Genomic DNA, 21066 nt, shown 5'->3' on the forward strand with positions numbered 1-21066 from the left:
CACACCCCATGCGCACCGTCATCGTGTCCGGCGCGTCCAGCGGCATCGGCCACGCCACCGCCGAGCGGTTCGCCCGCTCCGGCGACCATGTGGTCAACCTCGACATCCAGCCGCCCGCCCCGGGCACTGCGGACGGCCCCCGCGACGGCGGCGGCCAAGTCCGCTGGATCGAGCTGGACGTCGCCGACTGGTCGGGCGTCCGCGCCGCCGTCGACCAGGTGCACGCCGAGCGCGGCGCCCTCGACGTCGTCATCGCCAACGCGGGCATCAGCGTCCGGCACGGCATCCTCGACCTCACCGAGGACGACGCGCGGCGCACCCTGGACGTCAACCTGATGGGCGTCCTCGCCCTGTGGCGCCACGCCGTCCCGCACATGCTGCGCCGCGGCGAGGGCGTGCTGCTCGCGACGGCCTCGGTCAACGGCTCCCGCGGCTATCCGCTCTACGCGGACTACAACGCCAGCAAGGCGGGGGTGGCCTCGCTGTGCCAGACCTTCGCCGTCGAGTTGGCCCCGCTGATCAGGACCGCCTGTGTGGCGCCCGGCGCGGTGCTGACACCCATGCAGCGCGCCGAGTACACCGACGCCATGCTCGACGAGGTCAACGAGCGCATCCCGGCCCGCCGCCACGCCCTCCCCGAGGAGATCGCGGACGTGTTCCACTTCCTGGCCTCCCCGCAGGCGTCGTTCGTCTCGGGCCAGCAGTTCGTGGTGGACGGTGCCGAGACCGCCGGGGCGACCACCGCGTTCTTCCCCGGCCCCACCAAGCCGCTGGGCTGAGCACACCCTCACCCGCCCCCCGCCGCCGCCGAGCCGAGGACATCGCCATGGACACCCGCCGGGCTCCCGCCCCACAACCGCCCGACCAGCTGGATCTCGCCGACCCCCTGCTGCACGCCCACCACGACCTGGGGCCGCTGTGGCGCCGGCTGCGCACCGAGGCCCCCGTCCACTGGCAGCCCGAGACCGCGCGCGGCCCGGGGTTCTGGGTGGTGAGCCGCTACGCCGATGTCGTCTCGGTGCTCAACGACAGCGAGACCTTCACCTCCGAGCGCGGCAATGTGCTCGACACCCTGCTGGCGGGCGGCGACTCGGCGGCCGGGAAGATGCTCGCCGTCACCGACGGCAGGCCGCACCAGGCGCTCCGCAGCGCCCTGCTGAAGCCGTTCTCGCCGCGCTCCCTGGAGGTGGTGGTCGACAGCGTCCGGCGTGGCACCCACGCGCTGGTCGAGGAGGCGGTGGAGCGGGGCGAGGTGGACTTCGCCGCCGATGTGGCCGCGCACATCCCGCTCGCCGCCATCTGCGATCTGCTCGGCGTCCCGGCCTCCGAACGGCGGCACATCATCGACCTCACCTCCGGCGCGCTGTCCTCCGCGGACGGCGCGCCCACCGAGGAAGCGACCTGGGCGTCCCGGAACGGCCTGCTGCTCTACTTCTCGGAACTGGCCGCGCAGCGCCGCGCCACACCGTACGACGACGTGGTCAGCCTCCTGGTGACCCGGGAGATCGACGGCAGGCCGCTGACGCACGAGGAGATCGTCTTCAACTGCTACAGCATCATCATGGGCGGACACGAGACGACCCGCTTCGCGATGGTCGGCGGGCTGCACGCGCTGATGGAGCGCGAGGACCAGTGGCGGGCGCTGTCCGGCGGCCGGGCCGAGATCGCCCCGGCCGTCGAGGAGGTGCTGCGCTGGACCACCCCGGCGCTGCACAGCGGCCGGACCGCGACCCGGGACGTCCTCCTGGACGACCGGTTCGTCGAGGAGGGCGACATCGTGGTCACCTGGCTGGCCTCCGCCAACCGCGACGAGCGGGTCTTCGACCGGCCGGACGACTTCGACCTGTCCCGCAGCCCCAACAAACACCTGTCGTTCGCCCATGGCTCGCACTTCTGCCTCGGCGCGTTCCTGGCCCGCGCCGAGCTGACGGCCCTGCTGGAGAGCCTGCGGCAACTCGTCGCCAAGGCCGAGCCGGCGGGCCCGCCGCGGTATGTGTACTCCAACTTCCTGAGCGGCATGTCGGCTCTGCCGGTCGTCCTCACGCCGAGTTGCCGAGTGCTTGCCGGGCCCGTTGCCTGGGAGGCGTCCTCGGCCGCGCTTACCGTCGGAAACATGACTCACACTCCCGCCGCCGTCGGCGCCGAAGCGGTCTCCCCCGTGGTGTGCGGCATGGTCCGCCTGGTCGCCCCGCGCAAGCTCGACCAGGTCGAGCTCGACCACCGGCTGGTCGGCGACCTCGGTTTCCACTCCCTCGTGCTCGCGGAACTCGGCTACAACCTGGAGGACCTGTACGGCCTCCGGACGCTGACCCCCGAGGAGACCATGAAACTGGAGCGCGTCCGGGACGTGATCGAGTTCGTCTCCACCGAGGTGGCGAGCGGCCGGGCGCAACTGCCCCCCGACGACGAGGTCGCCGCCCTCTTCGCCCGCTACGGCGCCGACGCCCCCGCGGCCCCCACGGCATGACCGACGAGGCGTCCGACCGCCCCTCCTACGCGCTGGCCGCGGACTTCGAGCGGGTGCTCGGCGACCCGGCGGCACCGGGCGGTCCGTTCAGCCACGCGGAGACGGTGGCGCACGAGGAGCTGGGCGAGCTGCCCCCGGGGGCGGTGGAGCTGGTCCGGTCCTGGGGGTTCAGCGGCTTTCTGGTGCCCGAGGAGTTCGGCGGCCGGCTGCGCAACCTGGAACAGCTGGTCCTGCTGACCCGTTCGCTCGCCCGCCGCAATCTGACGGTCTCGGTGATGTTCGGCTCGGCGCTCCTTGGCGTCAACCCGGTGTGGCTGTGGGGCGAGGAGGAGCAGCGGGCCCGGGTGGCGCGGGGCCTCCTCGACGGGGACCTCGCCTGTTTCGCGGTGTCCGAGCCCGACCACGGCAGCGACCTGGGCACCAATGAGACCACCGCGGCGCCGGACGGCGACGGGTATGTCCTCACCGGGGAGAAGTGGCCCGTCGGCAACGCCACCCGGGGCCGTTTCCTCACCGTCTACGCGGCCGTCGAAGGCGTCGGCCCGTCCCTGCTGCTGGTCGACAAGAGACGGCTGGCGGCCGGGGACTGGGACAACCACCCCGTCGTGCGGACCGTGGGCCTGCGCGGCCACGACCTCAGCGGGATCACCTTCCGCCGGACCGCGGTGCCCGCCGGCGCGCTGCTCGGCCGCCCCGGCGGGGGCCTGGCCCAGATCCTTCAGGTGCTCCAGATCACCCGCACGGCGATCGGCGCGCTGTCGCTCGGCACCATGGACTCGGTGCTGCGGATCGCGCTGCGCCACGCGCGGGAGCGGGTGCTGTACGGGCGGGAGATCTACGGCATCCCCGTCATCCGGCGGCACCTGGTGCGCTCACACCTCGACCTGCTGATCGCCGAGTGCGTGACGCTGCCGGTGGCCCGCTCGCTGTCGGTCGCCCCGTCGCGGCTCAGCCTGTGGTCGTCCGTGGTCAAGTACCTGGTGCCCACGCTGGGCGAGGAGGTCGTGCAGGAGGCCGCCCGGGTCCTGGGGGCACGCGGCTATCTGCGCGAAGGGGTGGCCTCGGGCGCCTTCCAGAAGCTCCAGCGCGACCACGCGATCGCGAGCGTCTTCGAGGGCACCACACACGTCAACCTCCATGGCATCGCCTCGCAGCTGCCCGCCGTGGCCCGGGTGGCCGACCGTCCCGCCCCCGGCCAGGAGGCCGTGCTGCGCCCGCTCTTCGACTGGTCCGAGGAGGCCCCGGTGTGGCGCCCCTCGGGCCGGGCGCTGCGGCTGACCAACGCCACCGAGGACGAGATCACCCGGGGGTGGGGCCCGGCCGCGGCCGAGGCCCGGCTGATCGCGGAGCGCGAGCTCTCGCCGCCCGAGGCCGACGCGCTCGTCAAGGTTCTTGACGCGCTGTCGGCGCGCCGCGCGGCCTTCTACACGCGGATCGCCGCAGAGTCGCTCGACGCGACGACGACGGACGGTCAGGACCGGGCCGCCGAGCACTGCGTCCACCACGCGGCCGCCTCGTGCCTGTACACCTGGCTCTACTCCTTCGCGGAGGAGCGGACCCGGGCCGGGGGCACCGGATGGCTGGTCCTCGTGTTGCAACGGCTGCTGTGGCGGCTCGACCCCACGGCCGAGCCGGACGAGGCGCTGCTGCCGTGGCTGGAGGAGCTGATGTTCGCCTGCCTCGACGGCCCGGAGTACTTCTCCCTCCGGGCCGTCAAGGCAGCCGCCGGAACGGCGGCAGGCTGAGCGGGATGGCCGGCCCCCGGTCAGGCGGCGGGCCGGCCGGCGCGGCCCAGGGGCAGCGGCTCGGCCGACCGGGCGGTGCCGGCGTCGGCGGACGCGGCGGTGTGCTGGGGGTGTTGCCGTTCCAGCTGTGTCACCACATGCCGTACCAGCGCGTGCACGCGGTAGGTGTACTGCCGCTCCCGGTGGGTCTGCACGAGCGAGGCGTCGACGAGCTCGGCCAGCAGATGCGCCACCCGCACCAGGTCCGGGCGGCGGCTCGGCTGCGCGGTCAGCACATCGTCCAGCGTGAAGCCGTCCGGCAGGGCCACCAGGTCGCGCAGCAGTTGCCGGTGCGGTGCGGGGAGCAGGTCGTAACTCCATCGCACACTGTCGGACAGCGTGCGATGGGCGCTCAGGCCCCCCGTGTCGGCCTGGTCGAGCAGATGGAAGAGCGTGTCCTCCTGGAGGAGCGAGGTCAGCGGCAGCGATCTGAGCCGCTGGGCGGCGATCTCGATGGCCAGCGGTACGCCGTCGAGGAGCCGGCACAACCTGGTGACCATCGGGAGGTGATGGGCGAGATCCAGGGTCGGCAGCCCGGCCTGCACCCGGCGCAGAAGAAGCTCCACCGCGCTCGGCACCGGCATGTCGCGGCCCTTGGGCCCGTCCACGCGCAGCGGCTCGACCTCCCAGGTCTCGGCCGCGCTGGCGGCCAGCGCGCGGCGCGAGGTGACCAGCAGATGGAGCCCGGGATGTTCGTCGAGCAACTGCCGTGCGAGACGGGCGGTCTGCTGCGCGACGTGTTCGGCGCCGTCCAGGATGAGCAGTCTTCGCCCGCTGTGCACCCTTCGTGGCAAGTATTCCGATTCGTTGGTGAATTCCCGTGTGACGCGCGTCAACTCGGCTCCCGCGTAAGCGGGGTCGAGGTGTTCGGGCGGGCAGTCGTGCAACTCGACCACCGCGACCCCGTCGCGGAACAGTGGGCGCAGCCGGGACGCCGCCGCGAGGGCCAGCCGCGTCTTGCCCACACCGCCGGGCCCGGTGACCACGACCAGCCGGCTGCGCTGCGCGGAAGCCAGGATGTGGCGCATATCGGTCTGTCTGCCCACTAATGGATCGCCCAGGGGCCGGGGGCCGTGCCACGGCGAGAGCTCGGCCGTGCGGTGCGGCTGCGCGTGCTGGTGCTGGTCGGGCACCACCGTCATGTCGTCACCGCCCCAGGAAGCCGCCTCAGGGAGCGGGGCGGGCCCCGCGCCCAGGGCGCTGAGCAGCAGTGCGACCGACGTTCTGCGCGGGTTGGTATTGGAGCCGGTCTCCAGATTACGGATCGTCCGCACGCTGACACCGGAGCGCTCGGAGAGCTCCTCCTGCGTCCAGCCGGAGATCCTGCGCTGACTGAGGAGAAAGTCCCGCAGCTGATGAGTGTCGGTCCTGTCGAACGACATGAAGTCATTCGGAATTGCCATTGAGTTAATCCCCCTTAGCGATGACACATGCGCTGCCCCTGCGCATCTCGTACCGTGCGCCACCCGTTGACCCGGGGCCCGAAGGATGGGCCCGCTTCCCCGCTTGTGCATGCGCGGGAACCCGATAAGTCACACGCACGCAATGACGACGTCCCCGTGAAGGGCAGCAAGGGGCACCGAATCCGAACCACGGACCGCGTGACATCGGATCGTTCCAATTGGCGCGACTTCCAGGGTGTTCCGGTGTGGCAAGAACCGGACCCTACTCGACAACTCGCCCGAGTGGGAGTGGTAGCCTTGACAGGAAGGCGCCACTTGTCCACTAGTTGACAAATCCGCCGATGCGGCTGTATCGAGACATCCCGCCGCCCCGACATCTCGGCATTCCGGCATTCCGCGCTCCCAAAACATTCGTTCGCCATCGCAGAGTCGCATTCCCCGGCGCTCCCTTCGTTGCCCCCTCGACGAGCGGCAATTTCCCCCGTGAGTTGCCGGTGTACTGCCTGGCCCGCGTCGTGACGCATCGACCAGCATGCTGCGCGAGATCCACTGCGCAGGCCCGGACGGGCGACACGGTGAACGGACAGGGGGGCGGAGACGATGGCGCGGTCACGTCCCGAGGGGCCCGAGAAGGCCGAGGAGACACAGAGCGCTCAGGGGAGCCCGCCGTCGCTGTGGCGCGACCGCGACTATCTGTACTGGTGGTCCGGGAACGGCCTGTCCACGCTGGGCACCAGCGTCTCCACGCTCGCCTTCCCCCTGCTCATGCTCTACACCACCGGGTCGGCGACGCAGGCGGGCACCATCACCGTCCTGCACATGCTCGGCAAACTCGCCACCCTGGCGGTGGGCGGAGCGCTGGCGGACCGGGTGTCGCGCCGCGCCATCCTGTGTCTGGTCCCCCTGGCCGAGGCGGCCTCGATGGCCGCCGTCGCGCTGCTGGTGTACCGGGGCGATCCATCGGTCCTGGCGCTCGACGCGCTGGCGCTGGTCGGCGGGTTGGCCGCCGGGCTGAAGATCGGCGTCTCGACGCCGGTGCTGCGCCGGATCGTTCCCAAGGAGCAGATCGCCGACGCGACCGCGCAGAGCATGGGCCGCGACATGGTGGTCCAGCTCGTGGGCGCCCCCCTCGGCGGGCTGCTGTACTCCATGGCCCGCTGGATCCCGTTCCTCTTCGACGCCGTCTCCTTCGTCTTCATCACCCTGAGCTCGCTCCTCATCCGCCGCCCCCTCGGCCCGGACCGGCGCGCCGACAGCGAGCGGCGGACCGGTCTGGCCGCGGACATGAGAGACGGCTTCCGCCTGATCAGACGCAGCGACTACCTGGTGTTCACCCTCGCGTGGGGGGCGCTGCTCAACACCGTGGCGCAGGGGCTCACCCTTCTGTTCATCGTGCTGGTGCGGCACCGCGGCGGCGGGCCGACGGCGGTCGGCGTCGCGACCTCGCTCGCGGTCGTCGGCGGTGTCATCGGGGCCGTCGCGGGGCCGTGGCTGATGCGGAGGCTGGGCGCGCGGCGGGTTCTGCTGCTGTCCGCCTGGGTCTTCGTGGCGTCCTTCGCCGTCGTGGCGCTGGTGCCCCAGCCGTGGCAGATCGGCCTGGTGCTGATGTTCGGCATGACCAGCATGGTGCCGATGAACGTCGTGATCGAGTCGTACGAGGTGCGGCTGGTCCCGGACGCGTATCTGGGCCGGGTCGCCGCGACCGGCCAGTTCTTCTTCCAGGCGATGCAGTGGATCGGCCCGCTGGCGGCCGGGGTCCTCGCCGACGCCCTGGGGGTGGAGGCGGCCGTGCTGATCCTGGCCGTGGCCATGGCCCTGCTGGCGATCGCGCTGCACACAGCCCGGCGCCAACTGAGCGTTCTGGATGTCCCGCTGGCCGAGGTGGCCGAACTTCCGGCCCCGCCCCCGGCGGCCGGCCGTCCGTCCGAACCCGAACCCGATCACCCGCACGCCGGGGCTCGACCCTGAAGCGGTGAACACCCACCGTGGGAGCGAAGGGACAACACGTGGCCACTTCAGTGGAGATGGGCATCGTCGTGACGGGCACGGCCTTCGGCGAACGCCGTGGTGTGGCCGGGACGGCGGCCGAGTACGTACCCGATCCCGAGGTCGTCGGCACCCTCGGGTACGAGACCTACCACCGGGTGGCCGGCGGGGTCACCGCGACCGACCTCGCCGCCGAGGCGGCCAGGTCGGCCCTGGCCGAGGCGGAGCTCGACATCGTCGACATCGACCTGATCGTCGTCGGCCACTCCGACATCCCCGAGTACCTGGGCTGGGACTCCTCGGCGGCCGTGGCCAGGGCGCTGGGCGCCTATGGCACCCCCACCGTGCTGATGACCCAGGTGTGCGCCGCCTGGTCGGTGGCGCTCGACCACGCGGCGGGCGCGATGGCCCTCTCGGCCGACACCGACACCGTGCTGGTGGCCCTGGTCAATGTGGCCAGCGAGGCGCACACCAACCGGATGGACTTCAACGGCGCGATCGCCAGCGACGGCGCCGTGGCGGCCGTGCTGCGGCGTGGCCATCCACGCCTGCGGCGGCTCTCCTCGGCCCACTTCACCAACCCCGAGTACGCGGACTTCTTCCGCGTCGAGTTCGGCGGCTCCGCCGCTCCGCTGCCGCCCGCGGGCCGGGCCGATCTGCACGCGGACCCGATGGCCGGGATCTTCCGCCACTTCGGCCGCGACCCCGAGCGCTTCCAGGTGTTCATGAAGGAGATCAGCGGGCGGATCGCGGACGTGGTCGACCAGGCCCTCGCCCGCGCGGGGAAGGGCCGCACCCAGCTCTCCCGCCTCATCTACCTCAACGACAACCAGCAGACGATCCGCGAGGCCGCCGAGGCGGTCGGCCTCCCCATCGAGCGCACCAACGCCGGACTCGCCCGCGAACTGGGCCACATGGGCGCCGCCGACCAGCTGATCTGTCTGCGTCGGCACCTCGAGGCCGGAGAGGTGTCGCCGGGGGATCTGGTGGCCCTCGTGGGTGTGGCAGCGCCGGGCATGCACTGGTTCTGCACGCTCATCGAGGTGTGAGGACGTCAGCGACCAGTGGAGGGAAACCCCATGCCCGCACAGCCCCACGCCGACGCTCCGGCGACCGCGCCCGCCGTCTCCGAGGACGACATCGCCGCCTTCGTCGTCGAGCGGTTTCTGCCCGGCGTCGACCCGGCCGAGCTCGACGCGGAGTACGACCTGCTGGCCACCGCCGTGATCGACAGCCTCGGTGTGCTGCGGATCGCCGCATGGCTGGCCGACCGCCATGGCGTCGCCGTCCCCGACGAGGCGCTGACCACCCGGGGCTTCCGCTCGGTGCGCGCCATCCGCATCACGGCCGAGCGCGCGGCGGCCGGGGAGGGGCGGGCATGACCCGCACGTTCGTGACGGAGTTCGCGCGCCACGCGGCCGCCCGGCCCACCGTCCCCGCACTCATCTGGGAGGGCCGCGCGGTCGGTTACGGCGAGCTGTACGCCATGGCCTGCCGGGCGCGTACCCAGGTGGAGACCGCCGCCCCGGACGCCGCCCGGCCGGTGGGTCTGCGGATGCGCAAGTCCCCCGGGGCGGTGGCCCTGGTGCTGGGCGCTCTGATGGCGGGCCGCCGCCTGCTGCTGCCGTCCCACGAACTGCCCGAGACACCGGCGAAGGAGCTGTACCAGCAGGCGGGCTGCCAGGCCGTGCTCGGCCTGGCCGAAGGCCCGCTGATCGACCGGGTGGTGGACCCGGAGGCGGTGTCCGGGGACGCCGGGGAACACCTGCCGCCCGCCCCGGTCGACGACGACGCCATCGGCTTCATGCTCACCACCTCCGGCTCGACCGGCCTCCCGAAGATCGTGCCCCTGTCGTTCGGCGCGGTCACCCGGTTCACGGCGTGGGGGGCCGAGACCTTCGGGATCGCCGAGGGCACCACCGTCCTCAACTACGCGCCACTCAACTTCGACCTGTGCCTGCTGGATGTGTGGACCACCCTGACGTACGGCGGCACCGTCGTGCTGGCCGACCCCGACCGGGGCGCCTCGGCCGGCTATCTGCGCGATCTGGTGGCGGACCACCGCGTCTCGCTGATCCAGGGCGTGCCGCTGCTCTTCCAACTGCTCGTGGAGGCGTCGGCCGGCGAGGAGCCGCTGGAGGTGGCCCGGCATCTCGTCTTCGCCGGTGACAGCATGCCCGCGCGGGTGCTGGCCGGCCTCTCCGCCGTCTTCCCGTACGCCCGCTGGTACAACAACTACGGCTGCACCGAGACCAACAACAGCTTCCTCCACGAGGTGGACCGCGACCGGCCCGTCCGCGTCCCGCTGCCGATCGGCCGCCCGCTGCCCGGTGTGAGCTGGCTGATCGTCGGCGCGGACGGGCGCGCCCTGACCGGCCCAGGACAGGGCGAGCTCCTCGTCAACACCCCGTTCCAGACCACGGGTTATGCGAATGTGCCGAACGGCGCGAAGTTCGCCCCGCACCCGGACGGCGTCCCCGGCCTCGTCTACTACCGCAGCGGCGACATCGCCACCCGGCACGAGGACGGTTCCCTCAGCGTGCTCGGACGCACCGATTTCATGGTGAAGGTGCGGGGCTTCCAGGTGAGCACCCAGCAGGTCGAGTCCATCCTGCTGGAGCACCCGGCGGTGGCCGAGGCCGCCGTCGTCGCGCTCCCCGACCCGGTGGCCGGACACCGTCTGCACGCGCGGCTGCGCCTCGCCGAGCCGGGCTCCGTGGGGGTGCTGGTCCTGCGGCAGTACTGCGCGGAGCGCACGGTTCGGGCGGCGATCCCGGGCGTGATCGAGACGGTGACCGACCCGCTGCCCAGGACCTCCACCGGCAAGGTCGACCGGAATCGGATCAGGGAGTCCCTGCTCGCCGCCGAAGCCCACTGAACGTCACCGCTGAACGTCACCGCGCCGCGCGGAAGCTCTTGAACACTCCGCTCACACCCACGGCGAGCACGATCAGCGCCGTCCCGGCATAGGCCTGGTCCGACGACGACCACAGGGTCTCGGCGTCCTTGAGGAAGTCCGGGTTGAAGAAGTCCCGCTGGTAGAGGACCCAGGCCAGGGGCAGCGTGAACAGCGCCTGGGCGACGGCGTTTCCGGTGGCCAGCGGGATGGTCCAGCCGCGCGCAGCCACCCGGGCCAGCTGGACCACGGCGAGCCCGGCGAGCCCGGCGAGCATCGGCCAGATCCAGCCCGACCACAGTCCCGGGTCGAGCACCTCGATCCGCTTGCCGTCCCCGCCCGCGCCGTCCATCCGGTAGGGCTCGGCGGTGTGCTGCCAGACGATCAGCCCGAACAGCAGCGTCACCCACACCGCCGCGGCGCAGGCCGCGACGCCGCCCTTGTCCGGCTCCCGGACCTCGGGCAGATCGTCGGGTGTCCAGGTGGCGGCGTCGACCACGCCCTTGCGGTGGCGGACCCGCTCCAGCACGCCGAACACCACGGTGAGCACGGCGATGATCTGACAGCCGAGCGTGAACAACGTGCTGATGCCGCCGCCTATCGCCGCGCCCAGGTCGTCGTCGTCCAGCACATCCAGCACGACGACCCCGAACGTGATCGCCGGCAGGACGGTGCACAACAGCGTGACCAGCAGCCGGATATAGGTGGAGTAGAGGTCGGGCCCGATCAGGGCGAGCGGGCGCTCCGAGTACCGAGCGGCGTACCGGACCGGGTCGCCGAGCTCACTGAGCACCTCGCGCTCCGCCACGCGCGGGTCGGCCGGACCGCGCCCCTCGACGGTGTCGGCGATGGTGGTGCGCAACTCCTCGGCGATGTCCTCCCGCTGGTCGGCCGGGAGCCGCCGGACGACCTCGTGCACATAGCGTTCGGTGAGCACACTCGTACTCATCCACTTTCCTCCGTAAGTCGTGAAATCGAGGCGACGAGGTCCTGCCACTCGCGCACCAGGCCGCTGCGGACCCGGGAGCCATCGGGGCTGACCTGGTAGAACTTCCGCGGCCTGGACTCGTCGGTGTTCCATTCACTGGTGAGCAGGCCCTGCTTCTCCAGTCGGCGCAGCAAGGGGTACAAGGTGTTGCCGTCGACGGTAACCCCCGCGTCGTTGAGCGTTTCCAGGAGCGCGTAGCCGTAACTCGGCTTCCGGAGCAGCGCCAGGCAGGCCAGCACGACCGTCCCGCGGCGAAGCTCCTGAGCCTGGGCAAGGGTCAGATCTTCTACGGACACACGTCACACGATACTGTGCGGCACACACTAATGTCACCCCTACGGGCCGGGGTGCGGCGCCGAGGTCGGGAGCGTGATCGTCACCGAGGGGGCGCCGTCGGTGGTGTGCTCCAGGGTGCCGCCCATGGCCTCGACGAGATCCCGGGACAGCCGCAGCGCGGAGCCCTCGCCCTCGCGCCCCGCCGGCGCGCCGGCCGCGTCGTCGGCGGTCGGCCTCGAGATCCGGACCGTCACCCGGTCCGGCTCCACCTCGGCGGTGAGGGCCGGCGTGGCGTCGGGCGGGCTGTGGCGCAGGGCGTCGGCCACCAGGGTGGCCAGCACCCGGGCGAGGAGGGCGGCGTCGGCGATGACATCGGGCAGCCGTTCCGGCAGCCGCAGCAGGATGGAGTGGCCGCCGGGGCCGAGGTCGTCGAGCGCCGCGGTCAGCGCCTCGTCCAGGTCGACCGGGCGCAGATAGAGAGCTCCGGCGCGCGGCCGGCCCGGCTCCTCGGGCTCCGCCCCCGCGGCGCCCCGGGCGAGCCCGCCCCGGGTGCGCGCGATGCCGAGTTGCGTGGCACACGCGGCGAGGATGCTGCGGTCGTCGTCGCTCAGGCCGCGGCCGCGGGCGGCCAGGGTGAGCCGGTCGTCGACGCGCGCCTCGACGTCCGCGTCGTACGGGCGCTCCGGCGGCCGTGCCCCGGCGCTGGCGACGACGTACCAGCGGGGCTCGGGGCCGTGCTCCGGATCGCGTTCGAGCAGGCTGACCGCGGTGAGGGAGAAGTTCTCCCGCACCTGCTCCAGCAGGGTCGGCAGGGCTTCCCCGCGCATCATGGCCGCCGCCATCCGGCTCAGCGCCCGCGCCTCCGACGTCGCGCGCATGGCCTGGTGGGTACGGCGGGCGGCCACCCCCGCCGCGGTGCCCACCAGCCACGCGGCGGCGAAGAACACCACCAGCGCGACGATGTCCACGACGCGCTCGACCTTCAGGGAGTGCAGTGGCGGGGTGAAGTAGTAGTCGGTGAGCAGGGCCGCCGCGAGCGCGGTGAGCAGCGCGGGCAGGCGCCCGCCGACCAGAGCGGTCAGCACGACGGCGAGCATGTAGAGCACCAGTGCGCCGGGCAGTCCGAGGGTGCCGCGCAGCGCGGTGAGGACGAGGGTCAGCAGCGGCAGCAGCAGCGCGGCCCCGGCGATCGCGGACCAGTACCGCACCGGTCCGGTGCCGCGGATCGGCCGGGGCGGCCGGGGCACGGAGGCGCCCGCCGCCGCCTCGTGGGTGACGATGTGGACGTCGATGGGGCCCGAGCGGTGGATGGTGCGCTGCCCCACGCCCGCCCGCAGCAGCAGCGAGAACCTGCCGCGCCGGCTGGCGCCGAGCACGATCTGGGTGATGTTCTCGGCCTTCGCGAACTGGAGCAGCGCCTCGGGGATGTCCTCGCCGGTGGTCTGGTGATAGCCGCCGCCCAGCGACTCCACGAGGGCGCGCTGGTGGGACAGCGCGGCCGGGTCGGTCCGCACGAGCCCGTCGCCCGGCACGACATGGAGGGCCAGCAGCTCGCTGCCGGGGGTGCGCCCGGTGATCCGGGCGGCGCGGCGGATCAGGGTCTCGCCCTCCGGGCCGCCGGTCAGGCCGACCAGAATGCGCTCCCGGGTCTCCCACGGGGCGGTGATGCCGTGTTCGGCGCGATAGCGCTGGAGGCCCTCCTCCACCCGGTCGGCCAGCCACAGCAGGGCCAGCTCGCGCAGCGCGGTCAGGTTGCCCACCCGGAAGTAGTGGGTGAGGGCCGTCTCGATCCGGTCCGGGGGATAGACATCGCCGTGCACCAGACGCCGGCGCAGCGTCTCGGGCAGCAGATCGACGAGCTCGATCTGGTCGGCGCGGCGCGCCACCTCGTCGGGCAGCGTCTCGTGCTGGGTGACCCCGGTGATCTGCCGCACCACGTCGTTCAGCGACTCCAGGTGCTGGACGTTGAGCGTGGTGACGACGTCGATGCCCGCGTCGAGGAGCTCCTCGACGTCCTGCCACCGCTTGGCGTTGCGCGACCCCGGCACATCGGTGTGGGCCAGCTCGTCGACCAGGGCGACCTGGGGTCGCCTGGCCAGGACCGCGTCGAGGTCCATCTCGGTCAGGGACACCCCGCGATGGACCACGGTGCGCCGGGGCACGGTCTCCAGACCCTCCGCCAGCGCCGCCGTCGGGCGCCGCCCGTGCGGCTCGACCAGTCCGACGACCACGTCGGTCCCCAGGGAGCGCAGCCGCTGGCCCTCTTGGAGCATGGTGTACGTCTTGCCGACCCCGGGGGCCGCCCCGAGATAGATCCGCAACCGTCCACGGGCCATCGGCGGACTCCTGTCGGCTCTGCTCTCGGCTCTGCGACATGGCGCGATCACGCGCCCCGCACCTCCATGGTGCGCTCGCGGCGACACCCTGGCGTCCGAGGGGCGCGGCGCGCTCACTCCATCGGCCGGATTTACGGCGAGGCACCGTCGAGGTCCTCGGGCCTGGCATCGGGGGCGCGCTAACAAGGGGCGTCGCCTCACGACTGGTCGGAGTGGTGCCCCTATGCCGGACCTGCTGTTCATCGCGGTCACCGTCGCGGTGTTCGCCGTCATCGGACTGGTGGCGAGGGGGGTCGAGCGGCTGTGAGCGTCGAGAACGTCATCGGGCTCGTCGTGGCCGCGGCCCTCCTCGTCTACCTCGTGGTGGCGCTGCTCTTCCCCGAGAAGTTCTCGTGAACGGCACCCTCGCGGGGTGGCTTCAGATCCTCGCGCTGGTGGCCGCGCTGGCCCTGTCGTACCGGCCGCTGGGCGACTACCTCGCCCATGTCCTGACCGCCCCCGGGCATCTGCGCGCCGAGCGGCTGGTCTACCGGCTCGGCGGCGTGGACGGCGACGCCGACCAGCGGTGGCCGGCCTATCTGCGCGGCGTGCTCGCGTTCTCCGCGGTGTCCGTCCTCTTTCTGTACGCGTTCCTGCGGCTCCAGAACCATCTGCTGCTGTCGCTGGGCAGAGAGCCGATGCCCGCGGCCCAGGCCTTCAACACCGCGGCGTCCTTCGTCACCAACACCAACTGGCAGTCGTACTCGGGCGAGGTGGCGCTCGGCCATCTGGTGCAGATGGCCGGGCTCGCGGTGCAGAACTTCGCCTCCGCGGCCGTCGGCATCGCCGTCGTCGCCGCCCTGATCCGCGGCTTCACCCGCGAGAAGACCGACCGGGTCGGCAACTTCTGGGTGGACCTGACCCGGATCGTGCTGCGGGTGCTGCTGCCCCTCGCGTTCGTCTTCGCGATCGTGCTGGTCGCGGGCGGGACGATCCAGAACCTCCATGGCGTCGAGTCGATCCCGACCCTCGCCGGGGACCACCAGAGCCTCACCGGCGGCCCGGTCGCCTCACAGGAGGTCATCAAGGAGCTGGGCACCAACGGCGGAGGCTTCTACAACGCCAACTCCGCCCACCCCTTCGAGAACCCCAACCCCTTCACCAACTGGCTGGAGATCTATCTGCTGCTGGTGATCTCGTTCTCCCTGCCACGCACCTTCGGCCGGATGGTCGGGGACGACCGCCAGGGATACGTGATCGTCGCGGTCATGGCCCTGATCTGGGCGGCCTCGGTCGCGATCGTGACCGCGAGCGAGCTGCACAGCGTCAGCAGTCAGGCCGGCCATGCGGCGGGCGGGATGACGGAGGGCAAGGAGCAGCGCATCGGCGTCTGGGGCTCGGCCCTGTTCGCCGCGTCCACCACGCTCACCTCCACCGGCGCGATCGACTCCGCCCACGACTCGTACTCGCCGTTCGGCGGCGGGATGACGATCTTCAACATGATGCTGGGCGAGATCGTGCCCGGCGGCACCGGCTCAGGCCTCTACGGCATCCTCGTCCTGGCGGTCGTCGCGGTCTTCGTGGCCGGGCTCATGGTGGGCCGCACCCCCGAGTACCTGGGCAAGAAGCTCGGCGGCCGGGAGATGAAGTTCGCCTCCCTGTACATCCTGACCACCCCGGCGGTGGTGCTGGTGGGCGCCGGGGTGGCCATGGCGCTGCCCGGCGAGCGGGCCGCCATGCTCAACCCCGGGCCGCACGGCTTCTCCGAGGTGCTGTACGCCTTCACCTCGGTCGCCAACAACAACGGCTCCGCCTTCGCCGGGCTCGGCGCGAACACCGAGTGGTACAACACCGCGCTCGGCCTGGCCATGCTCCTCGGCCGCTTTCTGCCCATGGTGTTCGTCCTGGCGCTGGCCGGGTCGCTGGCACGGCAGCAGCCGGTGCCGGTCACCGCGGGCACCCTGCCCACCCACCGGCCGCAGTTCGTGGGGCTGCTCACCGGCGTGGTCCTCATCGTCGTCGGCCTCACCTACTTTCCCGCGCTCTCCCTGGGGCCGCTCGCGGAAGGGCTGCACTGATGTCCCCGACCACCGCCGGACCCCCGGCGCAGACACAGCGCGTCACGGGCGGTCTGCTCGACCCCCGGCAGCTGCTCACCTCCCTGCCCGACGCGGTCCGCAAGCTCCACCCCGGGGCCATGGTCAAGAACCCGGTCATGTTCGTGGTGGAGGTCGGGGCGCTCCTCACCACCCTCTCGGCCGTCAGGACCCCCAGCGTCTTCGCCTGGGTCATCACCGTCTGGCTCTGGCTCACCGCGGTCTTCGCCAACCTGTCCGAGGCCGTCGCCGAGGGCCGCGGAAAGGCACAGGCGGAGACGCTGCGCCGGACCAAGACCGCCACGGTCGCCCGCCGGCTCGTCGACTGGCGGCCGGGCGCCGGGACCACAGCCGAGGAGGAGGTGGCGGCCGCTCAGCTCCGGCTGGGCGACCATGTGGTCGTCGAGGCGGGGCAGATCATCCCGGGCGACGGCGATGTCGTCGAGGGGGTGGCCTCGGTCGACGAGTCCGCGATCACCGGCGAGTCGGCCCCGGTCATCCGGGAGTCGGGGGGCGACCGGTCCGCGGTGACCGGCGGCACCAAGGTGCTGTCCGACCGGATCGTCGTGAAGATCACCTCCAGGCCGGGGGAGACCTTCATCGACCGGATGATCGCCCTGGTGGAAGGGGCCGCGCGGCAGAAGACGCCGAACGAGATCGCGCTGAACATCCTGCTCGCCTCGCTCACCATCATCTTTCTGCTCGCGGTCGTCACCCTCCAGCCGTTCGCCGTCTACGCACACGCCGAGCAGACCATCGTCGTCCTGGTCGCCCTCGTGGTCGCGCTCATCCCGACGACCATCGGCGCGCTGCTCTCCGCGATCGGCATCGCCGGCATGGACCGGCTCGTCCAGCGCAATGTGCTCGCCATGTCCGGCCGTGCCGTCGAGGCCGCGGGCGACGTCAACACCCTGCTGCTGGACAAGACCGGCACCATCACCTTCGGCAACCGCCAGGCCGCCGAGTTCCTGCCGGTCGGCGGGGTGGACGTCGACGAGCTCGCGGACGCCGCCCAGCTCTCCTCGCTCGCCGACGAGACCCCCGAGGGCCGCTCGGTGGTCGTCCTCGCGAAGGAGCGGCACGGGCTGCGCGCCCGGGACGAGGGCGAACTGGGCCGCGCCGAGTTCGTGCCCTTCACCGCCCAGACCCGGATGAGCGGCGTGAACATCCAGCGCCGACAGGTCCGCAAGGGCGCCGCCGCGGCGGTCACCGCCTGGGTGACCACGCAGGGCGGACACCCAGGCGACGAGGTCCAGGGCGTCGTGGAACGGGTCTCCGGGGCGGGCGGGACCCCGCTGGTCGTCGCCGAGCGCACCGACGGCGCCGCCCGGGTCCTGGGCGTCATCCACCTCAAGGACGTCGTCAAGCACGGCATGCGCGAGCGGTTCGAGGAACTGCGCCGCATGGGCATCCGCACCGTCATGATCACCGGTGACAATCCGCTGACCGCCCGGGCGATCGCCGACGAGGCGGGGGTGGACGACTTCCTGGCCGAGGCCGCGCCCGAGGACAAGATGGCGCTCATCCGGCGCGAGCAGGCGGGCGGCAAGCTGGTCGCGATGACCGGCGACGGGACCAACGACGCCCCCGCGCTCGCCCAGGCGGACGTCGGCGTGGCCATGAACACCGGCACCTCGGCCGCCAAGGAGGCCGGGAACATGGTGGACCTGGACTCCAACCCGACCAAGCTGATCGAGATCGTCGAGATCGGCAAACAGCTGCTGATCACGCGTGGCGCGCTGACCACCTTCTCGATCGCCAACGACGTCGCCAAGTACTTCGCGATCATCCCGGCGATGTTCGCGGCGGTCTACCCGGGTCTCGACCGGCTCAACGTCATGCGGCTGCACAGCCCGACCTCGGCCATCGCCTCGGCGATCATCTTCAACGCGCTGATCATCGTCGCGCTGATCCCGCTCGCGCTGCGCGGGGTGCGCTACCGGCCGTCCTCGGCGGCCGCCCTGCTCAGCCGCAACATCCGGGTCTACGGCCTGGGCGGGCTCGTCCTGCCGTTCCTCGGCATCAAACTCATCGACCTGATCGTCCAGTTCATCCCCGGACTCCGCTGACGACGCGGAACGACACGGAACGACGGACGACACGGAACACGACAGAGGAAGGCGACCCCATGCCCGGCCCCCTCCCGCTCGCGGTCCGCCACCACCTGTCCGCCCTGCGGATGCTGCTCGTGTTCACCGCGGTGACCGGCGTCCTCTATCCCCTCGCCGTCACCGGCCTGGCCCAGGCGGCGTTCCCGGGCCAGGCGAACGGCTCGCGCATCGAACGCCACGGCAGGACCGTCGGTTCCAGCCTGCTCGGCCAGACCTTCGACCTCCCCGGGAAGCGCCCCGACCCCCGGTGGTTCCAGCCCCGCCCCTCCGCGGGCGGGTACGACCCGCTGGCCTCCGGCGCCTCCAACCTGGGGCCGAACAACCCGGACCTGGTCAAGGCGGTCGAGCGGCGGCGCGCCGCGATCGCCGCGTTCGACGGGGTCGCCCCCGAGGACGTACCGCCCGACGCCCTCACCGCCTCCGGCTCCGGCCTCGACCCGCATATCTCGAAGGCCTACGCCTACCAGCAGGCCGCCCGCGTCGCCAAGGCGCGCGGGCTGCGGCCGGCGAAGGTGCGAAAGCTCGTCTCCGACCGTGTCCAGGGACGGGTCCTGGGCTTTCTGGGCGAGGAGCGGGTGAACGTCGTCGAACTCAATGCCGCGCTGTCCGACCACGGATGAGCGCCGGTTCAGCCGACGTGCACATGGGGACGGCGGGCCCGGTCGGGTTCGGCCGCGCGGAGCACCTCGCGGGTGACCGGGGCGACCTCGCCCTGGCCGAACAGGAAGAACCGCAGGAACTGGGCGAAGGGGCTGCCCTCCGTCCACTCGAAGTAGATGTGCGGCTGTCGCCCGGTCAGGTCCCGGGCGTGCAACAGCAGCGCGGCCAGCGAGTTGGGGATGCTGGAGCCGTCGAGGGTGAGCACGCGGTAGCGGCCGTGCAGCACCTCGCCATGGACGCGCAGCGCGGACTCGAAGTCGGAGGGGTCGCGCACGGTGACCTCGACGAAGACGAAGTCCTCCTCGGCGGGGATGTCGTTGTCCGCCCGGATCTGGTGGATCTTGTCGCGGTACTCGGCAGCGTCGCGGCTGTCGGGTTCATTGGCGATGAACCGGATGCGGCGGGTGGCGGCGTCGCGGACGAACCGCTCGGCCATGGCGTCCAGCTCCACGTCGGTGACGCGCAGCTCGAAGGCGCGGGCCAGCCGGGAGAGCAGCGAGACGGCGATGATGCCCGCGATGAAGCAGGCGCCGATCTTCACGCCGTCGGGCCGCTCCACGACGTTGACCGTGGTGGTGTACCCGAAGACGGCGGAGATGACGGCGAAGCCGATGGTCCAGCCGCGCTGCCGGGCGCGCCGGGCGGCGATGGTGACGGCGATCGCCGCGGAGGTCATCAGGACCAGCACACCGGTGGCGTAGGCGCCGCCCTGGGCGTCGACGTCGGCGTCGAAGATCCAGGTGACCAGGAAGGCGATCAGGATGAAGACGATGACCATGGGGCGCACGGCGCGGGCCCAGTGGGGTGCCATGCCGTACCGGGGCAGATAGCGCGGCATCAGGTTGAGCAGCCCGGCCATGGCCGAGGCTCCGGCGAACCAGAGGATGCCGACGGTCGCGGCGTCGTAGACGCTCCCGAACACGGAGCCCAGGTATTCGTGCGCCAGGTAGGCCAGCGCGCGGCCGTTGGCCTGGCCGCCGGCCTCGAACTCGTCCTGGGGGATGAGCAGGGTGGTGATGAAGCTGCTGGCGATCAGGAAGACACTCATGATCACCGCGGCGGTGGTGAGCAGCTTCTTGGTGTCCCGGATCCGCCCGGCGAGCCGCTCCTCGGTGTCGCCGGGGCCGCCGTCGACATGCGGCATGACGGCCACGCCGGTCTCGAACCCGGACAGGCCGAGCGCCAGCTTGGGGAACATCACCAGGGCCAGTCCGATCATGACCAGCGGGTTGCCGTGCTCGGCGGTGAGCGCCCGGGACCAGTCGGTGACCACGTGGGGAGCGGTGAGCACATGCCACAGCCCGACCAGCACGACGACCGCGTTGAGCGCCAGATAGCCGCCGACCAGGACCACCGCCACCCCGATGGCCTCGGTGAAGCCCTTGAGGAAGACGGCGCCGAGCAGCGCGACCAGGCCGAGGGTGATGACCACCTCGTGGCCGTGCAGAACGCTCGTGAAGTGCGGGTTCTCCACGAGGTGGGTGGAGGCGTCGGCCGCGGAGAGGGTGATGGTGATCAGAAAGTCGGTGGCGGCGAACCCGAGCAACGTCAGGACGAACAGCTTCCCCTTCCAGAAGGTCAGCAGCCGCTCCAGCATGGCGATGGACCCCTCGCCGTGCGGGCTCTCCTGGGCGACGCGCCGGTAGACCGGCAGGGCGCCGGCCAGGGTGACGGCCACCAGCACCAGGGTGGCGAGGGGGGACAGCAGCCCGGCGGCGAGGGCGGCGATGCCCGGCTGATAGCCGAGGGTGGAGAAGTAGTCGACGCCGGTCAGGCACATCACCCGCCACCAGCGCTGCCCCCGGTGGCCCTCGGCCGCCTCGGCGTTCGGCCCCGGCCGCTGCTTGCCCGTCTCGGAAAGACCCTGGAGCAGCCAGGCGCGGAAACGATTCTCCCCCGGCCCCTCCGGAGGGGCTTCCACATCGGTGGAGGTGGCCATCGTCGTACTCCTGTCGCTTCCCGAACCGGACACACCGCCGCGACGGCGGCCAGAACAGGGTAGACATGCCCCATTCCGGCGCCTCACGGCGGTGTGGCCGGGCCCGGCGCGCCGCCCCCGGCGCACCGCGGACGGTACGCCGGGA

16 protein-coding genes are annotated in these 21066 nt (G+C 72.0%); 11 read left to right on the top strand and 5 right to left on the bottom strand.

Going from position 1 to position 21066, the window contains the following annotated elements; genetic code table 11:
* The first annotated feature begins 8 nt into the window (after window positions 1–8).
* The 3 genes from ABTY62_RS03590 to ABTY62_RS03600 are packed head-to-tail and all read left to right on the top strand — an operon-like array spanning window position 9 to window position 4212.
* Entirely contained in the window at window positions 9–779 is a 771-nt protein-coding gene (locus ABTY62_RS03590) for an SDR family NAD(P)-dependent oxidoreductase (protein WP_352127690.1), read from the top strand.
* 47 nt (window positions 780–826) lie between these two features.
* Window positions 827–2467, top strand: a complete 1641-nt coding sequence (locus ABTY62_RS03595) for a cytochrome P450 (protein ID WP_352127691.1) — start codon at window positions 827–829, stop codon at window positions 2465–2467.
* Window positions 2464–4212, top strand: a complete 1749-nt coding sequence (locus tag ABTY62_RS03600; RefSeq protein ID WP_352127692.1) for an acyl-CoA dehydrogenase family protein — start codon at window positions 2464–2466, stop codon at window positions 4210–4212. The genes ABTY62_RS03595 and ABTY62_RS03600 overlap by 4 nt, the downstream gene beginning before the upstream one ends.
* 20 nt (window positions 4213–4232) lie before the next feature.
* Here ABTY62_RS03600 and ABTY62_RS03605 read toward each other — a convergent pair whose 3' ends face one another.
* On the bottom strand, window positions 4233–5654 hold the full coding sequence (locus ABTY62_RS03605) for a helix-turn-helix domain-containing protein (RefSeq protein WP_352127693.1): 1422 nt from the start codon (window positions 5652–5654) through the stop codon (window positions 4233–4235).
* 600 nt (window positions 5655–6254) lie between these two features.
* Between ABTY62_RS03605 and ABTY62_RS03610 the strand changes: the two genes are divergently transcribed.
* The 4 genes from ABTY62_RS03610 to ABTY62_RS03625 are packed head-to-tail and all read left to right on the top strand — an operon-like array spanning window position 6255 to window position 10518.
* Window positions 6255–7622, top strand: coding sequence for an MFS transporter (locus tag ABTY62_RS03610; RefSeq protein ID WP_352127694.1), 1368 nt, complete (start codon window positions 6255–6257; stop codon window positions 7620–7622).
* A gap of 38 nt (window positions 7623–7660) precedes the next feature.
* On the top strand, window positions 7661–8689 hold the full coding sequence (locus ABTY62_RS03615; RefSeq protein WP_352127695.1) for a 3-oxoacyl-ACP synthase III family protein: 1029 nt from the start codon (window positions 7661–7663) through the stop codon (window positions 8687–8689).
* 30 nt (window positions 8690–8719) lie between these two features.
* On the top strand, window positions 8720–9022 hold the full coding sequence (locus ABTY62_RS03620; RefSeq protein ID WP_352127696.1) for a phosphopantetheine-binding protein: 303 nt from the start codon (window positions 8720–8722) through the stop codon (window positions 9020–9022).
* Window positions 9019–10518 (top strand): AMP-binding protein, encoded by a 1500-nt coding sequence (locus tag ABTY62_RS03625; RefSeq protein ID WP_352127697.1) that lies wholly within the window; start codon window positions 9019–9021, stop codon window positions 10516–10518. Before ABTY62_RS03620 ends, ABTY62_RS03625 begins: the two co-directional genes overlap by 4 nt.
* A gap of 16 nt (window positions 10519–10534) precedes the next feature.
* On the opposite strand, the gene ABTY62_RS03630 is transcribed toward ABTY62_RS03625, so the two are convergent.
* Genes ABTY62_RS03630 through ABTY62_RS03640 form a run of 3 tightly spaced genes read right to left on the bottom strand, consistent with a single transcriptional unit; the run spans window position 10535 to window position 14136 of the window.
* Entirely contained in the window at window positions 10535–11485 is a 951-nt protein-coding gene (locus tag ABTY62_RS03630; protein ID WP_352127698.1) for an HAAS signaling domain-containing protein, read from the bottom strand.
* Window positions 11482–11820 (bottom strand): PadR family transcriptional regulator, encoded by a 339-nt coding sequence (locus tag ABTY62_RS03635; protein ID WP_311723177.1) that lies wholly within the window; start codon window positions 11818–11820, stop codon window positions 11482–11484. The genes ABTY62_RS03630 and ABTY62_RS03635 overlap by 4 nt, the downstream gene beginning before the upstream one ends.
* Window positions 11821–11859: 39 nt before the next feature.
* Window positions 11860–14136, bottom strand: coding sequence for a DUF4118 domain-containing protein (locus ABTY62_RS03640; RefSeq protein ID WP_352127699.1), 2277 nt, complete (start codon window positions 14134–14136; stop codon window positions 11860–11862).
* A 303-nt stretch (window positions 14137–14439) separates the two neighbouring features.
* Between ABTY62_RS03640 and kdpF the strand changes: the two genes are divergently transcribed.
* Genes kdpF through kdpC form a run of 4 tightly spaced genes read left to right on the top strand, consistent with a single transcriptional unit; the run spans window position 14440 to window position 18942 of the window.
* Window positions 14440–14532, top strand: a complete 93-nt coding sequence (kdpF, locus tag ABTY62_RS03645) for a K(+)-transporting ATPase subunit F (RefSeq protein ID WP_311723175.1) — start codon at window positions 14440–14442, stop codon at window positions 14530–14532.
* The gene (gene kdpA / locus ABTY62_RS03650; protein ID WP_352127700.1) at window positions 14529–16193 is read left to right on the top strand and encodes a potassium-transporting ATPase subunit KdpA; all 1665 of its coding nucleotides are present in this window, start codon (window positions 14529–14531) and stop codon (window positions 16191–16193) included. Before kdpF ends, kdpA begins: the two co-directional genes overlap by 4 nt.
* Window positions 16193–18280, top strand: a complete 2088-nt coding sequence (kdpB, locus tag ABTY62_RS03655) for a potassium-transporting ATPase subunit KdpB (protein WP_352127701.1) — start codon at window positions 16193–16195, stop codon at window positions 18278–18280. Before kdpA ends, kdpB begins: the two co-directional genes overlap by 1 nt.
* 59 nt (window positions 18281–18339) lie before the next feature.
* Complete coding sequence (gene kdpC / locus ABTY62_RS03660; protein ID WP_352127702.1) at window positions 18340–18942, top strand: potassium-transporting ATPase subunit KdpC; 603 nt, start codon at window positions 18340–18342, stop codon at window positions 18940–18942.
* Window positions 18943–18950: 8 nt separating this feature from the next.
* On the opposite strand, the gene ABTY62_RS03665 is transcribed toward kdpC, so the two are convergent.
* Entirely contained in the window at window positions 18951–20921 is a 1971-nt protein-coding gene (locus tag ABTY62_RS03665) for an APC family permease (protein WP_352127703.1), read from the bottom strand.
* Window positions 20922–21066 lie beyond the last annotated feature (145 nt).

Source organism: Streptomyces sp. NPDC097640 (assembly GCF_040302705.1).
Classification (GTDB): Bacteria; Actinomycetota; Actinomycetes; order Streptomycetales; family Streptomycetaceae; genus Streptomyces.

Coding starts and splice junctions, on each gene's coding strand:
- ABTY62_RS03605 (WP_352127693.1), bottom strand. CDS start 5,654: ATGGCAATTCCGAATGACTTCATGTCGTTCGACAGGACCGACACTCAT.
- ABTY62_RS03610 (WP_352127694.1), top strand. CDS start 6,255: ATGGCGCGGTCACGTCCCGAGGGGCCCGAGAAGGCCGAGGAGACACAG.
- ABTY62_RS03595 (WP_352127691.1), top strand. CDS start 827: ATGGACACCCGCCGGGCTCCCGCCCCACAACCGCCCGACCAGCTGGAT.
- ABTY62_RS03620 (WP_352127696.1), top strand. CDS start 8,720: ATGCCCGCACAGCCCCACGCCGACGCTCCGGCGACCGCGCCCGCCGTC.
- ABTY62_RS03630 (WP_352127698.1), bottom strand. CDS start 11,485: ATGAGTACGAGTGTGCTCACCGAACGCTATGTGCACGAGGTCGTCCGG.
- kdpB (WP_352127701.1), top strand. CDS start 16,193: ATGTCCCCGACCACCGCCGGACCCCCGGCGCAGACACAGCGCGTCACG.
- ABTY62_RS03640 (WP_352127699.1), bottom strand. CDS start 14,136: ATGGCCCGTGGACGGTTGCGGATCTATCTCGGGGCGGCCCCCGGGGTC.
- ABTY62_RS03665 (WP_352127703.1), bottom strand. CDS start 20,921: ATGGCCACCTCCACCGATGTGGAAGCCCCTCCGGAGGGGCCGGGGGAG.
- ABTY62_RS03625 (WP_352127697.1), top strand. CDS start 9,019: ATGACCCGCACGTTCGTGACGGAGTTCGCGCGCCACGCGGCCGCCCGG.
- kdpC (WP_352127702.1), top strand. CDS start 18,340: ATGCCCGGCCCCCTCCCGCTCGCGGTCCGCCACCACCTGTCCGCCCTG.
- ABTY62_RS03600 (WP_352127692.1), top strand. CDS start 2,464: ATGACCGACGAGGCGTCCGACCGCCCCTCCTACGCGCTGGCCGCGGAC.
- ABTY62_RS03590 (WP_352127690.1), top strand. CDS start 9: ATGCGCACCGTCATCGTGTCCGGCGCGTCCAGCGGCATCGGCCACGCC.